Origin of the sequence: Paenibacillus sp. FSL E2-0151 (genome assembly GCF_037993015.1) — a bacterium.
In the GTDB taxonomy this organism is placed as follows: domain Bacteria; phylum Bacillota; class Bacilli; order Paenibacillales; family Paenibacillaceae; genus Paenibacillus; species Paenibacillus amylolyticus.
Genome location: NZ_CP150308.1, coordinates 4110372 through 4134549, shown reverse-complemented (window position 1 = coordinate 4134549; position 24178 = coordinate 4110372). Strand labels below are relative to the sequence as shown.

21 protein-coding genes are annotated in these 24178 nt (G+C 46.8%); 17 read left to right on the top strand and 4 right to left on the bottom strand.

Going from position 1 to position 24178, the window contains the following annotated elements:
* Positions 1 to 27 precede the first annotated feature (27 nt).
* A complete protein-coding gene (tyrS, locus tag MHI55_RS18685) occupies positions 28 to 1290 on the top strand; it encodes a tyrosine--tRNA ligase (RefSeq protein WP_076250151.1) in 1263 nt (420 codons plus the stop codon).
* A 156-nt stretch (positions 1291 to 1446) separates the two neighbouring features.
* Here tyrS and MHI55_RS18680 read toward each other — a convergent pair whose 3' ends face one another.
* The 4 genes from MHI55_RS18680 to MHI55_RS18665 all read right to left on the bottom strand — a co-directional run bounded on the left by MHI55_RS18680 (position 1447) and on the right by MHI55_RS18665 (position 3642).
* Positions 1447 to 1725, bottom strand: coding sequence for a YxcD family protein (locus MHI55_RS18680; protein ID WP_017687903.1), 279 nt, complete (start codon positions 1723 to 1725; stop codon positions 1447 to 1449).
* Between the two features lie 5 nt (positions 1726 to 1730).
* Positions 1731 to 2228 (bottom strand): hypothetical protein, encoded by a 498-nt coding sequence (locus tag MHI55_RS18675; RefSeq protein ID WP_036613538.1) that lies wholly within the window; start codon positions 2226 to 2228, stop codon positions 1731 to 1733.
* Between the two features lie 98 nt (positions 2229 to 2326).
* Entirely contained in the window at positions 2327 to 2893 is a 567-nt protein-coding gene (locus MHI55_RS18670) for a PadR family transcriptional regulator (protein WP_036613540.1), read from the bottom strand.
* A 173-nt stretch (positions 2894 to 3066) separates the two neighbouring features.
* Positions 3067 to 3642: a carbonic anhydrase gene (locus tag MHI55_RS18665; protein WP_036613541.1), complete on the bottom strand. Its 576-nt coding sequence runs from the start codon at positions 3640 to 3642 to the stop codon at positions 3067 to 3069.
* 349 nt (positions 3643 to 3991) lie between these two features.
* Between MHI55_RS18665 and MHI55_RS18660 the strand changes: the two genes are divergently transcribed.
* From MHI55_RS18660 to MHI55_RS18585, 16 genes are all read left to right on the top strand, one after another.
* The gene (locus tag MHI55_RS18660; RefSeq protein ID WP_340386578.1) at positions 3992 to 5506 is read left to right on the top strand and encodes a carboxypeptidase M32; all 1515 of its coding nucleotides are present in this window, start codon (positions 3992 to 3994) and stop codon (positions 5504 to 5506) included.
* 159 nt (positions 5507 to 5665) lie between these two features.
* Positions 5666 to 6670, top strand: a complete 1005-nt coding sequence (locus MHI55_RS18655) for an ABC transporter substrate-binding protein (RefSeq protein WP_127547621.1) — start codon at positions 5666 to 5668, stop codon at positions 6668 to 6670.
* A gap of 29 nt (positions 6671 to 6699) precedes the next feature.
* Positions 6700 to 7494, top strand: a complete 795-nt coding sequence (locus tag MHI55_RS18650; protein ID WP_076317596.1) for an ABC transporter ATP-binding protein — start codon at positions 6700 to 6702, stop codon at positions 7492 to 7494.
* A 5-nt stretch (positions 7495 to 7499) separates the two neighbouring features.
* Positions 7500 to 8324 carry an ABC transporter permease gene (locus MHI55_RS18645; protein WP_074096946.1) on the top strand — a complete coding sequence of 275 codons (825 nt, stop codon included), beginning with the start codon at positions 7500 to 7502 and terminating at the stop codon, positions 8322 to 8324.
* Positions 8325 to 8391: 67 nt separating this feature from the next.
* Positions 8392 to 8541: a hypothetical protein gene (locus MHI55_RS18640; protein WP_167544411.1), complete on the top strand. Its 150-nt coding sequence runs from the start codon at positions 8392 to 8394 to the stop codon at positions 8539 to 8541.
* A gap of 131 nt (positions 8542 to 8672) precedes the next feature.
* Positions 8673 to 9650, top strand: a complete 978-nt coding sequence (locus MHI55_RS18635; RefSeq protein WP_036613548.1) for an aromatic acid exporter family protein — start codon at positions 8673 to 8675, stop codon at positions 9648 to 9650.
* 75 nt (positions 9651 to 9725) lie between these two features.
* Positions 9726 to 10286 (top strand): outer spore coat protein CotE, encoded by a 561-nt coding sequence (locus tag MHI55_RS18630; RefSeq protein WP_017687912.1) that lies wholly within the window; start codon positions 9726 to 9728, stop codon positions 10284 to 10286.
* Between the two features lie 201 nt (positions 10287 to 10487).
* The gene (locus tag MHI55_RS18625) at positions 10488 to 11738 is read left to right on the top strand and encodes a hypothetical protein (protein WP_340386577.1); all 1251 of its coding nucleotides are present in this window, start codon (positions 10488 to 10490) and stop codon (positions 11736 to 11738) included.
* 207 nt (positions 11739 to 11945) lie between these two features.
* Positions 11946 to 14747 carry a DNA mismatch repair protein MutS gene (mutS, locus tag MHI55_RS18620; protein ID WP_340386576.1) on the top strand — a complete coding sequence of 934 codons (2802 nt, stop codon included), beginning with the start codon at positions 11946 to 11948 and terminating at the stop codon, positions 14745 to 14747.
* A 21-nt stretch (positions 14748 to 14768) separates the two neighbouring features.
* Complete coding sequence (gene mutL / locus MHI55_RS18615) at positions 14769 to 16997, top strand: DNA mismatch repair endonuclease MutL (RefSeq protein ID WP_340386575.1); 2229 nt, start codon at positions 14769 to 14771, stop codon at positions 16995 to 16997.
* Between the two features lie 17 nt (positions 16998 to 17014).
* Positions 17015 to 17800: a class I SAM-dependent methyltransferase gene (locus tag MHI55_RS18610; protein WP_340386574.1), complete on the top strand. Its 786-nt coding sequence runs from the start codon at positions 17015 to 17017 to the stop codon at positions 17798 to 17800.
* Positions 17781 to 18737: a tRNA (adenosine(37)-N6)-dimethylallyltransferase MiaA gene (gene miaA, locus MHI55_RS18605; protein WP_340386573.1), complete on the top strand. Its 957-nt coding sequence runs from the start codon at positions 17781 to 17783 to the stop codon at positions 18735 to 18737. The genes MHI55_RS18610 and miaA overlap by 20 nt, the downstream gene beginning before the upstream one ends.
* A gap of 373 nt (positions 18738 to 19110) precedes the next feature.
* Positions 19111 to 19353 (top strand): RNA chaperone Hfq, encoded by a 243-nt coding sequence (hfq, locus tag MHI55_RS18600; protein WP_017687918.1) that lies wholly within the window; start codon positions 19111 to 19113, stop codon positions 19351 to 19353.
* Positions 19354 to 19523: 170 nt separating this feature from the next.
* Positions 19524 to 22196, top strand: a complete 2673-nt coding sequence (locus MHI55_RS18595) for a PBP1A family penicillin-binding protein (RefSeq protein ID WP_340386572.1) — start codon at positions 19524 to 19526, stop codon at positions 22194 to 22196.
* A 288-nt stretch (positions 22197 to 22484) separates the two neighbouring features.
* Positions 22485 to 23048, top strand: coding sequence for a DUF402 domain-containing protein (locus tag MHI55_RS18590; RefSeq protein ID WP_036672757.1), 564 nt, complete (start codon positions 22485 to 22487; stop codon positions 23046 to 23048).
* 110 nt (positions 23049 to 23158) lie between these two features.
* Positions 23159 to 24130 carry an AAA family ATPase gene (locus tag MHI55_RS18585; RefSeq protein WP_036613563.1) on the top strand — a complete coding sequence of 324 codons (972 nt, stop codon included), beginning with the start codon at positions 23159 to 23161 and terminating at the stop codon, positions 24128 to 24130.
* Positions 24131 to 24178 lie beyond the last annotated feature (48 nt).

The window sequence follows — 24178 nt, the reverse complement described above, 5'->3', positions numbered from 1 at the left end:
CTTGAGGATAGAAAAGGGGTTATACACATGAATATTATTGATGAACTACAGTGGCGTGACGCCATTAACCAGCAGACAGATGCAGAGGGACTGCGTGAGTTGACTGAAACCAAATCAATCTCACTGTACTGCGGCGTTGACCCTACGGGGGATAGCATGCATATCGGACATCTCATTCCATTCATGATGCTGAAACGTTTTCAACTGGCAGGACACCGTCCGGTTATTTTGATTGGTGGAGCTACAGGAACGATTGGTGATCCAAGTGGTCGACAGGCAGAACGTTCTTTGCAAACGATGGAGCAAGTGCAGGAGAATGTGGATGCACTGACAGCGCAGATGAAGAAGCTGTTCGTAACAGACGGTGATAATCAGGTTCGCATGGTGAACAACTACGATTGGACACACAAAATCAATGTGATTGAATTCTTGCGTGACTACGGCAAAAACTTTAACCTTAACACAATGTTAGCTAAGGATGTAGTTGCGAGCAGACTGGAAGGCGGAATCTCGTTCACCGAGTTTTCATACCAGATCCTTCAATCACTCGACTACCTGCACCTGTTCCAAAACGAAGATGTACAGCTTCAAATTGGCGGTTCGGATCAATGGGGGAATATCACGAGTGGTCTTGATCTGATTCGTAAAAAAGAAGGATCTGAAGCGAAGGCGTATGGTCTGACCATTCCGCTCATGCTCAAATCGGACGGAACCAAATTCGGTAAAACAGCTGGCGGCGCAATCTGGCTTGATCCGAACAAAACGACACCATTTGAATTCTACCAGTTCTGGGCGAATACAGATGACCGTGATGTCATTAAATACTTGAAATACTTTACTTTCCTCAGCAAAGAACAAATCGAAGCTTTGGCTGAAAAGGTAGAGACAGAGCCGCACAGACGTGAAGCACAGAAAGCACTCGCGGAAGAAATGACAAAATTCGTTCACGGCGAAGAAATGCTCGAACAGGCTAAACGTATTACAGCGGCGCTGTTCAGTGGTGATATCCGTTCCCTGACAGCAGATGAAATCGAGCAGGGTTTCAAGGAAATGCCAACATTCGAAACGGACGGGGAAGCGAAAAATATCGTCGACTGGCTCGTAGATCTGGGGTTGGAGCCATCCAAACGCCAGGCGCGTGAGGATGTCACTAAAGGCGCTATCTCCATGAACGGTGAGAAAATCACGGAGCTTGAATTCACAGTGTCGGCAGAGCATGGCATTGGCGGTAAATTCATTATTATCCGTAAAGGTAAGAAGAACTACAGCCTGGTTAAACTTCAATCGTAGTTTCCAAGAATTAGAACGTAACACAGAGACGTATAGAGACTACAATAGACGCACAAATAGAGCTACAAATACAGAAACAAAAAGACCGCCTTCCATCTCTGTCAGGCGACAGAGGGGAGGCGGTCTTTCGTATATCAGGCCAGTGATTGACCTATCTTATTGATTAACGATCGCTGTGATTTCTTCATCCAGATCAAGTCGCACATTTTCACGGTACGCCCGGATGTTGTATTCACTGTGCAGGTAACGAAGAATCGCTTCAATCATATTGGACTCGACCAGATATTGACTGCGTCCTTGGATCCAAACTTCAGCGGAATAACCTGTATCTTCTTCCCAGCTCAGTTCTACATTCACATCGGTTGGACGTACACCCTTACGTTCTGCCATATGAATACAGATTGCATTCACAATTTCATCCATGCTCAGAACCATAGAGATTAGTACCGTCCGTTTCTGTTACGGTCATCATCACGATCATTGCGACGGTCATAACGACCATCCGCTGCAGGTTTGCGACGATTGGAGATGGCTCTGAAGAGTGCCATAGCCAGCATAACAATCAACATAATTGCTGCAACGTTCACGAGCAATCCAAGGATGTTACCCAGAGCGCCCATGCCACCGAACAATCCGCCAAACATCATACCAGCAAGACCACCAAGCATCATGCCTTTCATGAATCCGCCGCCACCGCCGAAGAATCCGCCACGGTTCGTTGTAGCTGCTCCATTGCTGGAATTGTTATTCGTATTCGATTTGCTTACATTGCTGTCGGATTTCTTAGGTGTATTGCTATAACTTTTTGTACCGGACTTGAATCCGCCACCACGTCTTGCATCTGCAGAATCCGGATTCGTTACTCCCACTGTTGCGAACAATAATGTAAAGGCCATAAATACCATCATTAGATGTTTAACTCCGAATTTTTTCTTCATTGTAAAGATCGTAACCCCCCGATTAATTTGTTTGAATCGCCCAAAAATGGGCCTTACTCATGTAATACGGTCAACTTGCAGGAACGTTTCAAATTTTATTAAATTTCTGAAACGCTTGGACTTGGGTCTTGAATTGCAGCTTGGCCATCAAGCAATTGGGTAACCCAATGACACCATTCCAGGCCTGTTTGTGCGTGCATTAACCCTTTTTGTACCAGGATGTAGCTTCCAAAATCTCGGTTGCCTACACGAAGATTATCCTGAGGTATACGTGACTTCAGATCCTCGAAATAACGTATGCGTTCCATAAACCAGCTTTTACGCTCGTTAAGAATGCGTCTCATGCTTCCGTCTTCCGCTATGCCAACACACAAAATACGCAAATTAAATTCATCGCGTGTAACCGGTGCGGTAACAGGAGTAATCATCCATTCCAAGAGCTTTTCAATGCCTTTTTCCGTAACTGCGTACATTTTCTTGTCCGGTTTGTCAGACTGTTGTACCCAGCGGGAGGCCAATAACTCATCGTTTTCCATCTTGGACAGGAGTGGATAGATCTGGCTGTGTTTCGCCTGCCAATGTGGCTGGATTTTCAGCATCAGATCATAGCCCGATGACTCCTCGCGGGTAAGCAGCCCGAGTAATCCGTAGGAAAGTATGTTCATGCACATGTCTCCTTAATATTAGGGCTAGGTCAGAGAGAACAATCGTTTTTACTTTCTTTGACCGCTTTCATAAAAAGTGTACACTGAAACTGTATGGTTTGACAACCTGACAGAACAACTGCCTTAATTTAGACAAAAAAAGTGCGAACCATAAGGTCCGCACTCCAAACCATTTAGAGAGATGCCTGTTGTCCATACCCCTCAGCGACAAGATCAAGTTCACCTGTAGCAGAATCGATAACCATGCCGTGGACGGGTACATTGGGAGGAAGTAAAGGATGTTTCTTGATCACTTCCACAGTATGTTTTACCCCTTCTTCGACGCTGTCAAACCCGCGCAACCATTTTTGCAAACGGATGCCAGAGTTCTCCAGAGTAGTCATGACTTCTTCCGATACGCCACGCTCAACCATATGTCCAATCATGGTCTCAGCGTGAAGGGAAGCCATACCACATTCCGTATGCCCCACTACCAGGACTTCATCTGCACCCAGTTCATAGATGGCGACAAGTACACTACGCATTACACTCCCGAAAGGCTGAGAGATAATTGCACCTGCGTTTTTAATGATTTTCACATCGCCGTTTTTCAAGTTCATAGCCTTGGGCAGCAATTCCACCAGACGTGTATCCATACAAGTGATGATAACCATCTTTTTGGTTGGAAACTTGCCAGCCGTATACTTTTCGTATTCTTTGGTCTCGACAAATGATTTGTTGTAAGTCAAAATCTCTTGAATGTTGTTCATGTCCATTGCCTCCTGTTATCCAATACGACGAGCACGGCCACTTGCATATGATGCAGCTTGTCCTACACGCCTTTGCTTTAATAGTATTTCACGGTCAGCAGATGGAATTACTCCAACCCTTTAGAGGTTGTTCAAAAAGTCCACTTTTGATTACAAATCATGCCTGAGGGCATCATCAGCATCGAAGTTGAACGCCATTTCTATCTTCGCGGTAATGAAAACCAGACTTTTTGAACACGTATCTTTAGGAGAACAATGCAATTTTCATCTGTTAAAAGTTGATTATACGCAATGCAAAAAGTATCATCAATAGGGTATAACATTTTTTTTGAAGAGGTGAACGATAACAATGGATAAACAAACACAGGAACATTTGGAATCCTTCCGTAATCTGGCTCGTAAAATTAAGAGCTATCATGAAGCCATTGGTTTGCTTCACTGGGATCTGCGCACAGGTGCGCCGAAAAAAGGCGTTCCGACTCGTTCGGAGACGCTGGGTATGTTGTCCACCGAAGCATTCAAGCTGCAAACCTCGGCTGACATGAAGACTTACCTGGATGCATTAACGACTCCAGTAGTATTGGAACAGCTCGAAGATATAGATCGTCGTCTGGTTGAAGATTGCAAGAAAGAATATGATCGCAGTCAATCCGTACCACCTGAGAAAGTACAAGCTTATACCGTGCTAACAGCCAAGTCGGAAACGGCATGGGAAGATGCCAAGCATAATAGTGATTTTGCAGGATTCTCACCTTTTCTCACAGATATCGTTAAGCTCAAACAGGAGTTTATTGATTATTGGGGTGTGAAGGATACACGTTATGATACGCTGCTTGATATGTATGAACCGGATCTGACGGTTGAGAAAGTGGACGCTGTGTTCGCCCGCCTCAAAGCACGTTTGGTGCCTTTGCAAGAGAAGATTAATGCTTCAGAAAACAAGCCAAATACAGAGTTCCTGAATCAGTTGTTTGACACCAAACAGCAGGAAAAATTCAGTCTGTTCATCCTGGAACAAATGGGCTATGACTTTGAAGCTGGACGATTGGACGAGAGTGTTCATCCTTTTGCAACGGGTCTTAACCCGGGTGATGTGCGGATCACAACACATTATCTGCAAGATGATGTAGCAAGCGCGGTCTTCAGTTCACTGCATGAGGGCGGACATGCCCTGTACGAGCAAAATATTGATGACAGTCTGGCGGGTACCCTTCTTGCCGAAGGAACGTCCATGGGGATTCATGAGTCCCAGTCCCGTCTTTGGGAAAACATGATTGGGCGCAGTCTGCCATTCTGGACACGTTATTACAAAGATTTGCAGCAGCATTTCCCGCAACTGAGCGAGGTTGAACTGGAAGATTTCTATCGTGCAATCAACCGGGTGGAGAGTTCACTCATTCGGATTGAAGCGGATGAACTGACCTATAACCTGCACATTATTATCCGGTATGAGATTGAGAAAATGTTATTCAATGATGGTCTGGAAGTGAAAGATCTGCCGGAGACCTGGAATGCAAAATACAAGGAATATCTCGGTATCATGCCAACGAATGATGGAGACGGCGTTCTTCAGGATGTTCACTGGTCCGGTGGTGACTTTGGTTACTTTGCTTCGTATTCTCTGGGTAATATGTATGCAGCTCAAATTCTACATACATTGCGCAAGGAAATGCCGGAATTTGATACCCTCATTGCCGAAGGTAATCTGATTCCAATTAAGGAATGGCTTACAGACAAGATCTACCAGTATGGTAGAAGTCGCACACCTTCCGAATTAATTGTTGCCATAACGGGTGAAGAATTGAACCCGGATTATCTGGCTGATTATCTGGAAGCCAAATATGCCGAGATTTACAAGCTGTAGATATCCCATATATAAGATATTAAATAACATTTCGAAGAGCTGAAGAGTCGGGCATCATTGCCCGGCTCTTTTTTGCATTTAAGTTCTTAACCTTTTGTTGGGCATCGGCATATCCATAATAGAGAGAAACTGCTGAAACCAGTGAAGGAGGGAAACAACATGAAATACACGCCATGGTTCGTCCGGGGCATCGTTATTCTGCTGATTATCATTGTGGCGCTCACCAGCTGTAATAAGGAAGAGAATGAAGCCAAGATTACGATTGGCGAAGTGACTCGTTCGGTATTTTACGCACCGGAGTATGTGGCTGTGGCTCAAGGTTTTTTTGAAGAGCAGGGACTTGAGGTGGACATTCAAACGACTGCTGGTGGTGACAAAACGATGGCGGCATTACTCGCAGGTTCGGTGGATATCGCACTGGTAGGAGCGGAGACGTCCATATATGTCTATCAGCAGGGAGCGGAAGATCCGGTCATTAACTTTGCCCAGCTCACCCAGACGGATGGTACATTTCTGTTCGCTCGTAACACAGAAGGTAGCTTCGATTGGGAGCAACTGAGGGATTCCACATTTCTCGGTCAACGCAAAGGCGGCATGCCGCAAATGGCAGGGGAGTTCGCACTGAACAAACATGGCATTGATCCTCAAAGTGATCTGGAGCTGATTCAAAATGTGGACTTTGCCAACATTGCGTCTGCTTTCGCCTCAGGCACGGGAGATTATGTTCAACTGTTTGAACCCCAGGCATCCATCTTTGAACAAGAAGGTCGGGGTAAGGTTGTTGCATCGTTTGGCACAGAAGGTGGTCTTCTGCCTTACACCGTCTTCATGACGAAACAGAGTTATCTTAACGACAATAAGGATATCGTACAGAAGTTTACGAATGGTCTACACAAAGCGCAGGCATGGGTGGATTCCCATACGGCTGAAGAGATTGCCGAAGTTATTTCTCCTTTTTTCAAAGACATCGATCCAGCCATCTTGGTAAGCAGTGTGAACCGTTATAAGGAACAGGGCAGCTATGCAACGGATCCAATCATTGATGAGGAAGAGTGGAACAATCTGCTTGATGTCATGAGTGCCGCCGGAGAGTTGAAAGAACGTGTGGATTTGAATGCCATTGTGGATAATGCCCATGCGGAAGAAGCTACGAAATCAAAGTAATGGGGTATTCAGGAAAGGAAGTGAGCAGAATGCCTGAATCCGAAAGTGTGATCCGACTGGAGGGGATCTCTCAAGTATACGTCAGCGAGCGGGAAGCTTCCTTGGTGATTGAGGACTTGAGTCTGGAGATCCAAAAAGGAGAGTTCGTCAGTCTGGTTGGACCGAGTGGATGCGGTAAAACGACATTGTTGTCGATCATCGCCGGGCTGCTCACACCCACCCGAGGAGAGGTTAAGGTTAAAGGTAAACTCGTTGGCGGCCCCTCAGCACAGATTGGTTATATGCTTCAACAGGACTATCTGTTTCCGTGGCGGACCATTCTGGATAATGCATTAATCGGTCTTGAACTGACAGGCAGACTGGATGAACGGAGCCGAGAGCGTGTACGGGAACTGCTGGTAAGTATGGGATTGGCCGGAACGGAGAATCAGTACCCTTCAGAGCTTTCAGGAGGCATGAGACAGCGAGTAGCCCTGGTGCGCACGCTGGCAACCGATCCGGGGATTTTATTGTTGGATGAACCATTCTCAGCACTTGATTATCAAACCAAGCTGCAATTGGAGGATCTGGTCTCGGACACGTTAAAACAGTTTGGCAAAACATCTGTTCTCGTCACCCATGATTTGTCTGAAGCCATTGCGGTCAGTGACCGCGTCATTGTACTGGATCGCAATCCGGGCCGCATCCGTCGTGAATTTATCATTCCCGATGGAATTCGTAAATCTCAGCCGTTTCATGCCAGGGAGCAAGAAGGATTTAATGCGTTGTTTCAGGCATTGTGGAGTGAACTGGATCAGTCCGGGGGAGGTGAGGAAGACGCGTGAATCCAATGAATCCGAAGCAGGAAAAGCGTGACGAATGGATGGGGCAGCTGCATCGGAATCATATTCAGCAGGTGGCCAGATGGCGACATCAAGTGCTTGCCGTACAGTTATCTATGTTAGTATGTATGTTTTTGCTATGGGAAGTGGCAGGCAGACTCCGTTGGATTGATGTACTGTTATTCAGTTATCCGAGTAAGGTTTTTGCCCAGATTGGCAAGGACATCGCTAGTGGCGAGTTGTGGGCACATGTTGGGGTAACCGTAGGGGAAACGGCAGTTGGTTTTTTACTGGGAACACTGGTGGGAACCTTACTTGCGGTTTTAATTTGGTGGTCTCCTTTTTTGTCCAAAGTGCTGGACCCCTATATGGTTGTATTCAACAGTATGCCAAAGGTAGCACTTGGCCCGATCTTTATTGTGATGTTCGGCGCGGGTTTTACAGCGATTGTTATGACCACATTGTCCATCACGGTCATTATCACTACACTGGTCGTGTATAACAGCTTCAATGAAGTCGATCCCAATTATATTAAAGTCATTCGTACGTTTGGTGGAGACCGTTCCGAGATTTTTACAAAAGTTGTATTACCTGCTTCTTTTCCGGCGATTGTATCCACTTTGAAAGTGAACGTTGGCATGGCTTGGGTGGGTGTAATTGTGGGTGAGTTTCTTGTCGCCAAACAAGGGCTCGGTTATCTCATTATCTACGGATTCCAGGTATTCAACTTCACACTTGTATTATCAAGTCTGTTAATTATTGCTGCAGTTGCAACAGCCATGTACCAACTTGTTGTCTATGCAGAACGCAAAATGCTGGCTGGCCGCAGGTGATTCGGAAGTGTTTTACTCGTAATGTGACCGGGTATGATATGTATACAATTTCACAAGGGGTGTCACGTTGCCCGATACCGTAAAATCAAGTACCATATTTAGTATGATTATTCCGCGCAGATCCGGAATGAATGCGATGATTGGAGAAGAGGGCCTTGAGGTTCTGTCGCAACGATCTAACTTGCCAGCGTCCCTCATTCGGGGCGTGTTGCTGTGACCGGCATGCATGCGCATGTCGGTTGATGTCGTCTAGTTTACTTTTGGATGAGACATACTAGTCATGATAAATGAATGAGGCGACGAGCTGGCTAAGAATTTTTTTGCAGCTTAGAGGAGATGGAATGTTAAATGGGTTTTAGGGTAATTAAAACTGCAATCGCCGCATTAATGGCTGTATTGATTGCAGACTGGTGTCGCTTGCCGGGACCAACATCAGCGGGATTGCTTGCCATTCTTGGCGTGGATGTAACGAGAAAACGAAGTATTCGCACCATATCGGCGCGGTTCTTTGCTTCCGTAGTTGGACTTTTATTTGCAAGTGTACTTTTTCACTTTCTAGGCTTCCATTATTGGGTGCTGGCGGTATACATATTGATCGCATTCCCGGCTATTGTCCGGGTAGGCTTCAAAGAAGGTATTGTTACAGGTTCTGTTGTGGTGTTTCGGGTGTTCGGCGGCGGGGAGATGGACGTGCATGTCGTCCTCGTACAGATTGCTTTGTTGTTAATTGGTCTTGGTTCCGCAATGGCGGTTAACCTGGCCTATATGCCGGCAGCAGATCCACAGATGCTACGCATTCGCAAACGAATCGATGAACTCTTCTCGAAGATTTTCAAGGAATTTGCGGCCACGTTGCGTAATCCCAATGAAGCATGGGCAGGGAGAGAGCTGATTGAAGCAGATAAAGCGATCCTTGGCGGTATTGATGCTGCCAAGCGGTCTCTGGAGAATCAGGTGATTCATCCGAATGAGGAATGGAGTGTCTACTTCTATATGCGCAAAACGCAGCTGGACTCCATCCAGCACATGATGCATCTGGTGTCCCAGATCTATCAGAAGATGCCACATGCGGAAATGGTATCGGAACTGTTCGATCAGCTTAGTCAGGATGTACTTACTGAATCCTACACCGGACGAACTGAAAAACTTCTTGCGGATGTGCAAGAAGAATTCAAACGTATGGAGCTGCCGGATACAAGGGAAGAATTCGAGATTCGTTCTGCAATTCTCCAGCTGTGCCGTGAACTCGCGCTGTATCTGAAAGTCGCGAAGAAGGACAAAGCGCCGTCCCCAATCTCGGACCGGTCCCAATCTACAAACGAATAATAGAAAATAGTTGTCACCCTAGACGAATGCCCTGCATACACTTGTAGTGAATGATTGTATGGAGGAGGTTTAAAGATGTCATTGAGTCATAAACATCAATGTAGAGAGATTATCACGAAGGCGATCTGCGGCAAAGGTCGTAAGTTCTCTACCGTAACACATACCGTGACTCCACCAAATGGTCCGACAAGTATTTTGGGGGCTTGGATTATCAACCACCAATATGAAGCCGTATCAGCGGGTGACGGAATTGAAGTTATTGGTACTTACGATATCAACATTTGGTATTCCTACGACAAGAATTCTCAGACGGATGTAGCCAAAGAAACGGTCTCGTATGTAGAACATGTGCCTTTGTCCTATCTGGACCCGAAACACCGGACTTCCACAGTGGAGGTATCTGCGGATGCAACGCAGGAACCTAGCTGTGTGGAAGCCACAGTATCAGCAGGTGGAAGCAGTGTAATTATCCGGGTAGAACGGGAATTCGCTGTGGAACTTGTTGCCGAAACCAAAGTTTGTGTGAAGGTCTGCACAGATGGTTGCGGTGACTACGAAGACAAGGACTATGACTTTGGCAGTGCCGATGGAGATTATGACGATCTCGATCCCGATCTGCTCGACGATGAGCTGTGAGTTTGACGCCTGTATTTGATAACCTAAGGTATCATATGCGCCATAAGGCGCGGTGAAGAGGGCGTAAGCCCTCTTTCTTCTTAAATATTAAAAAATGGGTGGTAACGAGCCTCGCAATGTGCCTGGAATACCTTTCACGGGAAGGCTCCGCATTGCGGGGTTATTTTTATTTTAGTTGCATGATCCGGGAGGGGGCACGTAATGAATGTGATGGAACAAGCGGAGGAAGCGCTGCGCCGATATGAAAGGATGACTTCTGGAGAACGTGCAGAACGGTTGAAACAGGCAGGCATTGAAGTATTGTCAATGCACGATCGGCGCAAACGTGAACCAGGCTTGCGTGTACGCTATGACGTAGAGATAAGCTGTCTGCAGGCGATTCGGATCAAACGTAAGGATACTAGTGGCATGGGAAGGGCACAGGAAACTCTGTTGGAGCGTGAAGCGAGTTCAACCTTATTCAAGCGCATAGAACGACTTGCGATCAAAACGCTGTATACGCTAGGACTGGATCATGGAGCTGTTCGAATGGAATCCTCAGGGAACGGCGGTTGTGCAGTGATTTCGATTGATCCATGTCCCTGGAAAGGGGTGACCAACCTTGCTACTACCTATAGGGAAAGCTGGAAGCAGCATCAGGAACTGCTGGATGAGGAAGTAAGTCACAGACCTATTCCAATACTCGGCATGGACCCGGAGTTTCTTCTGGTGCAGATGCCGGAATCCAAAATCGTACCCGCCTCCAGATTTCTTGAACGTACAGGAATGGCAGGCTGTGATTCCGTCACGATTGGTGGACGGCGCATATATCCGGTTGCCGAACTGCGACCGGCTCCCAGCTCCGAACCACGAGAACTGCTGGCTCATCTGATGAGGGCATTCGCAGCCGCTTCCCGCAGCATTAGTGATCACTCACTCATCTGGCAGGCAGGCGGGATGCCACAGCGTGGGTTACCTCTAGGCGGTCATATTCATTTTAGCGGGATGAATCTTACCGGGGAACTGCTTCGTGCACTGGACAATTATCTGGCATTGCCACTGGCATTTCTGCAAGACCCACGAGGATCGGGAAGACGACCCCGTTATGGAGCACTTGGTGATTTTCGCCTGAAATCCTATGGTGGGTTTGAGTATCGTACGTTACCCAGCTTTCTTGTATCGCCCCTTGTTGCGAAAGGTGTTGTGGCCTTGGCAGGTCTGATCGCGAGCGGGTATACTCAATTACGGCAGCGTCCGTTAGCGAAAGCTGAGGTCCATGCCGCTTTTTATGAAGGAAAGCGCGAAGTGATTAAGGAACACATTCCAACTCTGGTAGATGATCTGAAGAGGTTGGATGGATATGCACGTTATGAACGGTATGCATCTCCGTTAATCCTTCAATTAAAACTGGGAAGAACTTGGGATGAGAGCCGCGATATTCGCAAACTCTGGAATATTCGGGCAGGTTCATGAAGTACGGACGTTTTTTTGATATAATAAGAAACAAGTCTTTTATGAGTAATAAGCTACTACGGAAGATATGGAGCAGCAACCCTTGAAGGAAGTGGCGATTAGCCAACACATAAGGCGGAGGCGCAAACACAGTGCCTGACCGTCTTATTGTCCTTCCAGGATGCGTTTCTTCCTGACATTATAGGAACGGGATGGAGGATATTCATCATGGCTCAGTATACGCCAATGATTCAACAATATTTGCAAGTGAAGGCCGAAGCACAAGATGCTTTTCTATTTTTTAGACTGGGTGACTTCTATGAACTGTTCTTCGAGGATGCGATTAATGCTTCCCGTGAACTTGAGATCACGCTGACCGCACGCAACGGAGGCACGGATGATAAAATTCCGATGTGTGGTGTACCTTATCATTCGGCTGACAATTACATACAGCGTCTGATTGAAAAAGGATATAAAGTTGCAATATGTGAACAGATGGAAGATGCGAGTGTAACCAAAGGCATGGTACGACGCGAAATTGTACGTGTGGTTACACCCGGAACGGTGATGGAAGGCAAAACGTTGGGGGACAAATCGAACAACTACATGGTGTGCCTTACAGGTAATCAAAATACGCTGGCGCTCGCGGCCTGTGATCTGTCAACGGGTGAGTTGTATGTGACATCCGTACCCTATTCCAAGGAATGGCTCAAGGATGAAATCGGCATCTACGAACCATCGGAGCTGGTGGGGGATGTAGCGCTGCTTGAAACGGTAGAAGCCGAGGCATCTCCAATCGGTCGCCCTGTGGTCTACACGTCGTGGACAAAAAATAAGGAGGATTTGGTCCGTCAGCAGTTTGGCGAGGCTGTATGGGCGAGATTAGAGCCTGAACGTCAAGCGTGCATTGCACGTCTTTTCTCCTATCTGAGTGAGACACAGAAACGTTCTCTGGGGCAGTTAACTCAAATCTCAACGTATGAGCCCGATCATTACATGATCTTGGACCCGTTTACCCGCCGAAACCTGGAATTGGTGGAAACTGTGCGTGAACGCTCCAAAAAAGGTTCATTACTCTGGTTGCTTGATCGGACCGAGACGTCCATGGGTGCAAGAATGCTGCGTCGCTGGGTCGATAAGCCATTGTTGCAAAAAGGGAAGATTAATGAGCGTCTTGAAGCGGTGGATACGCTGTACAACCAGTTTATATTGCGTGAAGACCTGCGGGCAGAACTCAAAGACATCTATGATCTGGAGCGTTTGGTAGGCAGAATTGCGTTTGGTAATGCCAATGGTCGTGACCTGAATGCACTTAAGTCATCGCTGGAGAAAATTCCAGGACTTCGTCAGCATTGCGCAGGATCTTCTTCCGCAACATTGCAGCATATTTCCGAAACGATGGATGATTGCAATGATCTGCGTGAAGCTATCGGGCAAGCCATTGTGGACGAGCCGCCGGTATCGGTAAGGGACGGAGGTCTGATTCGTGAAGGGTATCATGAACGTCTGGATGAATTGCGTGAGGCTTCGGTTAACGGGAAGCAGTGGATTGCGGAGCTGGAAGCGCGAGAGCGTGAGGCGACAGGCATTCGATCGCTTAAAATTGGATATAACAAAGTGTTTGGTTATTATATCGAGATCACCAAGTCCAATCTGTCCGCGTTGCCAGAGGGACGTTATGAACGTAAACAGACACTTGCCAATGCAGAACGTTACATTACGCCGGAGTTGAAGGAAAAAGAGACGCTGATTCTCGAAGCTCAGGACAAAATGGTTGATATTGAGTATGGGCTGTTCGCAGAGCTGCGCGAGCGGCTGAACAAAGAGATTGCAAGATTGCAGAAGCTGGCAGAACAGGTTGCAGAGATTGATGTATATCAATCTTTTGCGGTGATTAGCGCTGAGCGTAACTTTGTACGGCCTACGCTGACCGACGGTTATGACCTGGTTGTGGAAGAAGGACGCCATCCGGTCGTCGAGGCGGTCATGCGAGACGGCGCATTTATTGCCAATCACACGGCAATGACCAAGGAAGAGGCACGTATTCTGCTGATTACCGGTCCAAATATGGCTGGTAAGAGTACGTATATGCGACAGGTCGCTTTAATCTCCATTTTGGCGCAAGTGGGTTGTTTTGTACCTGCGGGTCAGGCCGAAGTGCCGATCATGGATCGCATTTTCACACGGATCGGTGCCGCGGATGATCTCATTGGTGGACAAAGCACATTCATGGTGGAGATGGCCGACATTCAGGTCATGACGGACAAAGCCACACCACGCAGTCTGATTATTATCGATGAATTGGGACGTGGGACATCGACCAGCGAAGGTATGGCGATTGCTCAGTCTGTTATTGAATATGTTCATGATATTATCGGCTGTAAAGCCCTTGTATCAACTCATTTCCATGAGCTTGCTCATCTGGAGGAGAGTCTGGATAAGCTGGCCAACTACTCGATGGCGGTACAGGAGAGTGGTGACAAAGTTAATTTCCTGCGCAAATTGATTGCCGGGGCAGCCAGCAGCAGTTATGGTATCTATTGTGCACGCCTTGCAGGTCTGCCTGATAGCATTATTGAGCGGGCGAATGGACTATTGCATGGGTTCGAACATGCGGCCGCGCAAGTAGCTGTGGGCAGTGAATATATCGGAAACGAGAAGCAGGAAGAAGGCTTGAAATTAAAAGGTGGAGAATTCCAGCACACGGATTCAGCACTATTGATCCGGGAACACGAGATTGTGGAGAGTGCAGAGTACACACCTTCTATTGAAGATTCGGTTGGGAAGCAACATGCCAAGAAATCAAACAGCAAAGGACAGTCCAGCGCAAACCATTCGGATGTGGTTCAACTGTCCATCTTTGGAGATGATGAGCCGAATGTGGCAACGAAACCGGATGTAGTTGCGGTGGATAAACCAGCGCGAGAATTCATCCGTACGATGAAAGATATCGATGTCATGAATATGACGCCTCTTCAGGCGATGCAGATATTGAATGATCTCAAATTGAAGGCACAGCAATTATCCTGAGTATAAGGGAGGGGAAAACCTGTGGCGAAGATACATGTGCTTGATGAACATATTGCCAACCAGATCGCGGCGGGTGAAGTGGTCGAACGGCCTGCTTCAGTTGTCAAAGAGTTGCTCGAAAACTCGGTGGATGCAGGCGCCACCAAAATTGAAGTGACGGTGGAAGAGGGCGGACTCCTCAGTATTCGTGTCAAAGACAATGGTACAGGTATTGAGCCAGAGGACATGGAAACCGCCTTTTATCGTCATGCGACCAGCAAAATAGCCCATGGCCGAGATCTGTTTCAGATCACAAGTCTTGGATTCCGTGGCGAAGCCTTGGCGAGTATTGCCGCCGTGTCCAAAGTAGAGGTATTGTCGGCAAGTGACAATGATGGGCGGGGGCGCCGCATCGTAATTGAAGGCGGGAACCTTCGCACTCATGAAGACGCAACCTCACCCCAAGGTACAGATTTTGCAGTGAGAGAACTATTTTACAATACACCTGCCAGACTCAAATATATGAAAACGATCCAGACGGAACTGGGACATATATCAGATGTCCTTTACCGGATGGCGATGTCTCATCCAAACATTTCGTTCCGACTGCGCCATAATGAGAATGTGCTGCTTCAGACGTTGGGCAACGGCGATCTGCTGCAAGTGATTGCAGCGATCTATGGGACAAGTGCTGCCAAAGCGATGCTTCCCATCCAGGGAGAAAGTCTGGATTACCGGGTGAGCGGGCTGATCAGCCTGCCAGAATGGACACGAGCGAATCGTAATGGTATGTCAACGATTGTTAATGGGAGATTTGTTCGCAATTACGGTCTCAATCAGGCGATTCTCAAAGCCTACCATACCTTGCTGCCCATCAATCGCTTCCCACTTGTCGTGGTGCAGTTGGAGATGCACCCCTCTCTTGTGGATGTGAATGTGCATCCGGCCAAGTTGGAGGTTCGCTTCAGCAAGGAACCAGAACTGTATGAATTCATAGAGACGACGTTGCGGGGTATACTCCGGCAGGAGGTACTGATTCCACAGGTCAAAAAACAGCAGATTCGACGTGGGGACGATAGTTCCTTTATCCAGGAACAATTCCTCTTTCCACGTGGTCCGCTGAAAGATGCATCTGATGCAGAAGGATATGGGCAACAAGGGCCACTTGGGAAACCTACTGCTGCACCTCTGAAGTTAACTGCAGAAGATGATGATCTGGATTTGGATGCTCCGGCGGATGTGTCTACAGCACGGTTGGTATCTGAACAGGTTCCCTCAGTGCCGTTGCCCGAAGCTCCACCTGAGGTTACACAGCCCCCGGAGCAGTTAGAAAGTTGGAACGGGGATATTTTGCAGAAGATTGCTAGTCATGGCGAGGGGCAGACATCCGCTAACGTGCAAGAAGGCACTAAGGATGTAAGTACAAGTTCAAATACAAGTTCTACCGAAACTGTTCCCAAATCTGACCTCTCTTCTCAAGATGGTGGGGATCGTGGAGCAACAGAAAAACCGTTGGCTGAAGGCAAACCAGCTACGTATCGCTCCGAATCCGTAAATTCACCGGTTAGGGAAGCACGTTCATCGTATAATCCGTCTTCAGTTACGCGAAGTGAACGGACGTGGAAAACTTCAGGTCCTCCTGATGCCACTAAACTTGCTGCTGCCATTAAATCAGATGCCTCCATGCCTGAATTTCCGGAGCTGAGTCTGATCGGACAGCATCATGGTACGTATTTGATTGCCCAAAATGACCAAGGTTTATATTTGATTGATCAGCATGCCGCTCATGAACGCGTGAATTATGAGTACTATTACGAGAAATTTGGTAACCCAGCCCAGGCCTCACAAGAGTTACTGCTGCCGATTACGCTGGAATTTACACCTTCGGAGACGGAAAAGCTGAAAACAAGACTGGCCTGGTTCGAACAGGCGGGTGTATATTTGGAACATTTCGGTGGACAGACGTTCCGCGTGCGTTCCCATCCGTTCTGGTTCCCCAAAGGGGACGAGAAAGACATTATCGAAGAAATGTCCGAGTGGGTGTTGAGTGAACGCAGCATAGATGTCGCCAAGATGCGAGAAGCTGCATCGATCATGTGCTCCTGCAAGGCGTCCATCAAAGCGAACCAAAAGCTGACGGATCAGGAAGCAGAAGTGCTAATTCAGCGTCTGGGTTCATGTCGTCAGCCCTACACTTGTCCACATGGGCGGCCGATTGTGGTTTCATTTTCAACATATGATCTGGAAAAATTGTTCAAACGTGTTATGTAGCTATTTAGGAGGAATCTATGTATATTACAACCGGTGAAAAGGAAGCGGCTTTACTTGTGGAGCGGGCCCGAAACCTTGCTGAAACAACAGGGGGTACTTACGTGCGCCGTAATAAAATGTCTCTGCCCATGATGATTGAACACTATGAGGCGGAGGAGGTTCTGGTTGTACTCCAGGGTAAAGTGCGTCTATTTCGGAAGGATTCACCGTTGCTGGAGTTCCACCCCAGCATGGGATTTGTTCGTGCCAAACGTATATTGCGAGGAGAACCTGATCCACTGCTGGAGGCGGGGGCGGTGAATGAAGGGGATACGATCATCGATTGTACAGCCGGACTGGGCACGGATGCACTGGTGTTCTCGGTTGCAGTGGGCAAAAGTGGACGGGTGATTGCATGTGAGAGCTCTCTTCCGCTATATACACTATTAGTGGAGGGGATGTCTCAATATGAGACGATCAAGCCAGCGGTAAATGAAGCTTTCCGGCGTATTGAGCTGCATCATGCGAATCATCTTGAGTTGCTGCGTTCCATGCCGGATCGAAGCTGTGATACCGTATATTTTGACCCCATGTTCCGTGAACCGATGATGGATTCAAGTGCTATTCAGCCCTTGCGAGATTATGCGAATGCTCACGCGTTGGACGAACAGAGCATTACGGAAGCAAGACGGGTTGCCCGTAAACGTGTCGTTATGAAAGAAAAGCGCGGCAGCGCGGAGTTTGACAGGCTCGGATTTGAAATACTTGATCGGGCGAATGCAAAAACCCTGTACGGAGTGATTAATGTTGAAAGTGGAAGTTAAACCAAAACCTAAACTGCTTGTGTTGGTTGGACCAACAGCAGTAGGCAAAACAAGAATGAGCATCGAGCTTGCCCAAGCTTTCAATTGTGAGATTATATCAGGCGATTCGATGCAGGTATATCGTGAAATGGATATCGGAACTGCCAAGATTACCTCTGAAGAAATGAAGGGTGTACCCCATCATCTCATTGATATCCATGAACCGGAGTATCCGTATTCTGTGGCCGAGTTTCAGGAGAGTTGTACAAGATTGATTAGTGAAATTCACGAACGCGGTAAAATGCCTTTTATTGTAGGTGGCACCGGTCTGTATGTGGAATCGGTATGTTACGGCTTCCAATTTTCGGATAGCGGTTCAGATGAAGCGTTCAGAGAGGAACAATTCAGCTATGCTGAGCTAAATGGAGCTCAGGCCCTTCATGATCGACTGAGGGAAGTTGATCCAGTTAGTGCGGACCGTTTGCATCCGAATGACCAGCGGCGAATTGTACGTGCGCTTGAGATCCATCATCTCACTGGAGAGAAGTGGTCTGATCAGCTGGCAGTACAGAAGAAAGAGTCGCCTTATGACCTTCTTATTGTTGGTTTGACAATGGATCGACAGAAGTTGTACGCCCGGGTAGAAGAACGGATTGATCTGATGATCGAACAAGGTCTGGTGGATGAAGTGAAGTCCCTGTTGGAACGTGGAGTGGCCAGAGGTCATATTTCCATGCAAGGGCTGGGGTATAAGGAGATTGCAGCGTTCCTGCAAGGGGAAGTGAGTTGGGAAGCAGCGGTTGAGTGGTTGAAGAGGGATACGCGTCGGTTTGCCAAACGGCAGCTTTCCTGGTTCCGTCATATGAAGGATATAGAATGGGTGGACATGACGGATACCCAGAATTTTGAAGGGAAATACAAGCAGATAAGTGAATTGATTACACGGAAATTTGATTGATTTGAGCGATTATTAGTATTCTCTGACAGGCATCGATTAGATCAAGATATGTAAACCTCTACCTTCTGGTCATCAAAAGGATAGAGGTTTTTATTTATCACTAGAACAGATGGTAGAGATTAAGTATTCGGCAAACAATGAATAAATGTGCTTTGAATTGAAGAATTTGTCCCTCTTTTGCAAAACAGACAAGCGGTGTATAATGGATAAGTCTTCTATTTGTTCACCTCGCTAAGAACGGGGGTAAAATAGCAGACAAGGGGTTTTTGTGGATTATATGAAACTGTTCATGATATAATAGCACGAAAGCTACTCAGCGATATTGAATATTACTTGAACACGAAATTCAAATGAACCAATGGGGGTACGGCTAATGAACAAGTCCATCAACATCCAAGATACGTTCTTGAACCAACTGCGGAAAGAAAATATTCCTGCTACGGTCTATCTGACCAACGGCTTCCAAATCCGCGGGACGATCAAGGCATTTGACAATTTTACGATCGTCATTGACAGCGACGGACGCCAGCAAATGGTCTACAAGCATGCCATCTCCACGTTCACGCCGCAACGCAGCGTATCGCTGATGCAGCAAGATAACAGCGGCGAAGCTTAAAAAAATTACGAAACCTTTTCACCAACCATTTCGTCTACAAGTATAGGTATTGAAACAGAGCAACCTGAATAAAGGGTTGTTCTTTTCATTCCGGGCAAAAAATGTTTAATATATGCCTGAGCCTACAGACGATTAGAAATTATGCAACCGAAAGGGAGTCAGGAGGTAACATGCCAAACGATCCGTTGTCGAGGTCTAACAATCGCAACAACAATAACAAGTCACCCAAAAAAGCGAAGCCAAAGACCTCTAAAAAGAAAAAAATTACGGGTAAACGCGTTGGATGGACAATGTTTTTCACAATGGCAATCGCCATATTCTGTGCACTTGGCGGATATTTATTTATTATGGTGAGTGGTGAAAATCTGCTCAAAGCCAATAAGGACAAAACCACAATTAATGAAACTTCAAAAGTATATGATCGCAATGGCCAATTAATGGGGGAACTATCCATTCAGAAGCTGGAACCTGTCAAAGAAGATGATATTCCTGAGCTTGTGAAGCAAGCCTTTGTTGCAACGGAGGATAAGCGATTCTACGATCATCAGGGCGTGGATATCTGGTCCATTGGGCGTGCGGCGGTTAAGGACGTCATGGCTCGTTCCATGGTGGAAGGTGGTAGTACACTAACCCAACAGCTTGCCAAGAACATGTTCTTGTCCCGTGACAAGACGTTCTTCCGTAAAGCAACGGAAGTATCGATTGCCATGGCATTAGAGCGCAAGTACACAAAAGACGAAATCCTGACGATGTACCTAAACCGTATTTTCTTCGGTCATCAGCGTTACGGGATTAAAGCAGCATCTGAATTTTATTTTGGAGTTACTGATCTCAAGAGGTTGAAGTTGTGGCAAATCGCGACCTTAGCAGCTATGCCGAAAGGGCCTTCTGCCTATAATCCGGTGAGCAATCCAAACGATTCAAAAGCACGTCGAGGTGTGGTATTGCAGCTGATGTATGAACAAGGCTACATTACCAAGGCGGAGATGGACGAAGCAAAAGAGATTAACTATAATTACAAGCGACCAGAGAAAGACAGGAAGTATCAAGGTTTTATAGATTATGTGCTCCGTGAAGCTGAACGTGTAACAGGCAAAACGGAAGATGATCTGAATATCGGCGGATACAAAATCTATACAACTATGGATGCTCAGGCTCAAACAGCCATGGAAACGGCCTTCACAGATGATAGTCTGTTCGAGGCAAGTAAAGACGATCAACAGGTTCAAGGCTCCATGGTTATCATGAACCATGAGAATGGTAGCCTCGTTGCCCTCCTGGGAGGACGGGATTATCAGACTAAAGGTTATAGCCGTGTAACGCAGAGTCGAAGACAACCAGGTTCAGCTTTTAAACCGATTGTGTCTTATGCACCTGCGCTTGAATCAGGAAATTACAGTGCCAACTCGTCGCTGAGTAATGCGAAGCAATGTTTTGGTAACTACTGTCCTGGTAACTTGCATGGATATTCTTCAACGATCAGTATGACGGATGCCATTACGAAGTCGGAAAATATCCCTGCGGTTTGGCTGCTTGATAAAATAGGTGTTAACACAGGCATTAATTTTGCCAAGAGTGTAGGCATACAGCTGACAGATGAAGACAAAAACTTGGCGATTGCCCTCGGTGGTCTAAGTAAAGGTACAAATACACTGGAAATGGCGCAGGCCTATAGTGCATTTGCCAACCTCGGAGAATACCGACAAGCCTATGCGATTAAAGAAATCAAGGATAGCGCAGGCAAAACCACTTATAAACATGATAACTCGGACACAACGCGTGTCATGAGTGAGCAAAATGCGTATCAGCTCACACAGATGCTGCAGAACGTCGTTAATGACGGTACGGGACGTTCAGCACGTCTGGATCGTCCGGTAGCGGGTAAAACAGGAACAGTTCAAAGTGGTATCTCTGGCAACAGTGCCAACCGTGATGTGTGGTTTGTTGGATACACCCCGGAATGGACTGCCGCAGTCTGGATGGGCTATGACAATCCGGATGCCAATCATATGCTTAAGAACAGCAGCAAGCTGTCGGCAGCTTTCTTTGCCAAAGTCATGGGAGATGCTTTAAAAGGCGTTCCAGTGAAGCAATTCAAAGCACCAGCTGGAGGGCAGGCACCTCCGCCAGTAGAAGAACCAGAAAAGCCGGCTCTGTCCGTTAGTGGGCTGAGTGGATCATACGATCCAAATGCACAAACCGTCTCCCTGAGTTGGACTGGAACGGGTGACGCGAGTACGCAATATCGAATTTATCGGAAAGAAACATCTGAAGCCCAGTTCACTCATCTCATTGATTCAATAGGAGCGACCAATGCACAAGATTTAAGTGCGTTGCCTGGTCTAACCTATGAGTACTATGTGACAGCTTACGACTTGGCATCAGGACTTGAGACGGATCCTTCCAACACCATCTCCTTGATGATTGAAGCGCAGGAAGTGCCGCCGGAGGAACCTGATCCTGGTATAGACCCTGGAACAGAGATAGATCCTGAGCAACCAGGTACGGAGAATCCGGACAATGGTACACCGGATAATGGCAACTCGAACGGTAATAACGGTAATGGAAATGGAAATGGAAATGAAAATGGCAATAACGGTAATGGTAATGGTAATAACGGAAACAATGGCAACGGTGGTAATAACGGCGGAAACGGTCAACCTGGGGAAGGCAATACGACCCCACCTGGTCAGGGCACAACAGATCCTGGCGGAAATGGTGAAGGTCCCGATGATGGGGGCGTAACAACGCCGGGTGAAGTTGTAACTCCGGACAGCGGAACAAGTGGGGATACTGGAGGGACAGATGCACCTGCAGATTCCCAAGCTGGCACCGGCGGCTAAGCCAATGAATCACTAAATAGCTACATTGAAAAACTGCTTCCCGGGAAACCGGTGAAGCAGTTTTTTGTGTTATACAGAACCAACTGTAATGGAAGCTGATTTGATGAATAGGTGGGACAAAGCTTGATTTTGAGTGTAAACCTTAAATATGGTAAGCTGTAACTATTCGTAATACGTTGTGCAAGGGCGGACCCAGAGCGCTGGAATCCATCAGGCGGACGTTATTACATTGTTCACCAATAACATCAGAGCAGGTCACGGACCTGTAGTCGGCAAAGAGGGGTTCGTATGAAACGGAAATTCGGGGATCGCGCGAACTGGCGCCGGATTACGAACCGACAATTCACATGCCGGTTCGTTCAATCCAAAATTTTCACAGGTTATATTACGTTGTACACCATACAGGATTTGAAAGAACCTCTGTGGAAAACTTATGGAGGCAGTACCTTCTGTATCGCAGATAAAGGTTATTCCTGGCTGCAATACTATCCGAAGGGAGAGCACTTTGTAGTTACGGCGATGTTTGACGATCAGGAACGGATTGTAGAGTGGTACATTGATACATGTCGTAGTCAGGGGATAACCGATCAGGGTGTTCCTTGGTTTGATGACCTGTATCTGGATGTCGTTGTATTGAAAGATGGGGAAGTATTTTTGCTGGATGAAGATGAGCTTGAAGATGCACTGTCACGAAAACATATTACAACGGGTGATTATGACTTGGCTAACAAGACGGCAAAGGAACTGCTGCATGCCATTGATGCACATGTATTCCCATACTTTCAGTTATCACTGAAGCATAGGCCGAGTTTGTTTGAGAACGGAGAGTTTCGAAAAAACATTCAGATTTGAGTCATCTACTTATCCGTAGAATTCTTCATGATCCTTCTAATATTGGAGCACCTGATAGAATACATTAATAATCAGGAGAGTTCAGCCCGATAAAATAGAGGTGATGGCGAATGAACGGACGGGTCATGGCTGCAGGAGAGCAACCAGGAGGCAGACCATCCAGACAAATTAATATTGTGTTGCGTAACCAGGAACCTCAGATGTTGGTCAAAGATGAAGCAGCGGCAGTACAGGCAGCCAAGAGTATAACCAAACATGCGCACTTCCAAGAGATACAGGGTGAATTGGAGCAACTGGTTGGACTTGAAAATATCAAAGACTTGGTGTTTGAGATCTATGCTTTTCTACAGATTGCTCAGATGCGTACCGAAGCAGGCTTACTTAGTGGTGCGCACGTGTATCATATGATCTTCAAAGGTAATCCGGGAACCGGTAAGACCACCGTGGCGAGGATTGTTGCCAAACTCTTTCAGAAGATGGGTGTGTTAAGTAAAGGTCATCTTATTGAAGTAGAGCGTGCGGATCTGGTTGGAGAATATATCGGTCACACGGCGCAGAAAACAAGAGATCTGGTTAAGAAGGCACTCGGTGGGATATTGTTCATTGATGAAGCTTACAGTTTGGCCCGCGGTGGAGAGAAGGATTTTGGCAAGGAAGCTATTGATACACTTGTAAAATCAATGGAAGACAATAAAAACCAATTCATTCTCATATTGGCTGGTTATTCAGATGAAATTGATTTTTTTCTTCAGACCAATCCCGGATTACCTTCTCGCTTCCCCATTCAAGTGGAGTTTCCAGACTATAGCATTGATCAGTTGATTCAAATCTCTGAGATTATGGCCAAAGAGCGCGATTATATTCTAATGCCACAGACCATACTCAAGCTAAAGCAGCATTTGCTTCAGGAAAAAAATGATTCGCTGCATGCGTTCAGTAACGCCAGATACGTTCGTAATGCCATTGAGCGTTCGATCAGGCATCAGGCGGTTCGTTTGTTGGAACAATACTCGGAAGGCAGTCCAGGAAAACTGGAGTTGATGACAATCCGTACAGAGGATTTGAACTTTGAGCGAAAGTAAGCGATAATATAGTTTTTACACCAGCCGGCCGGGCCAACCGGTTCGGCT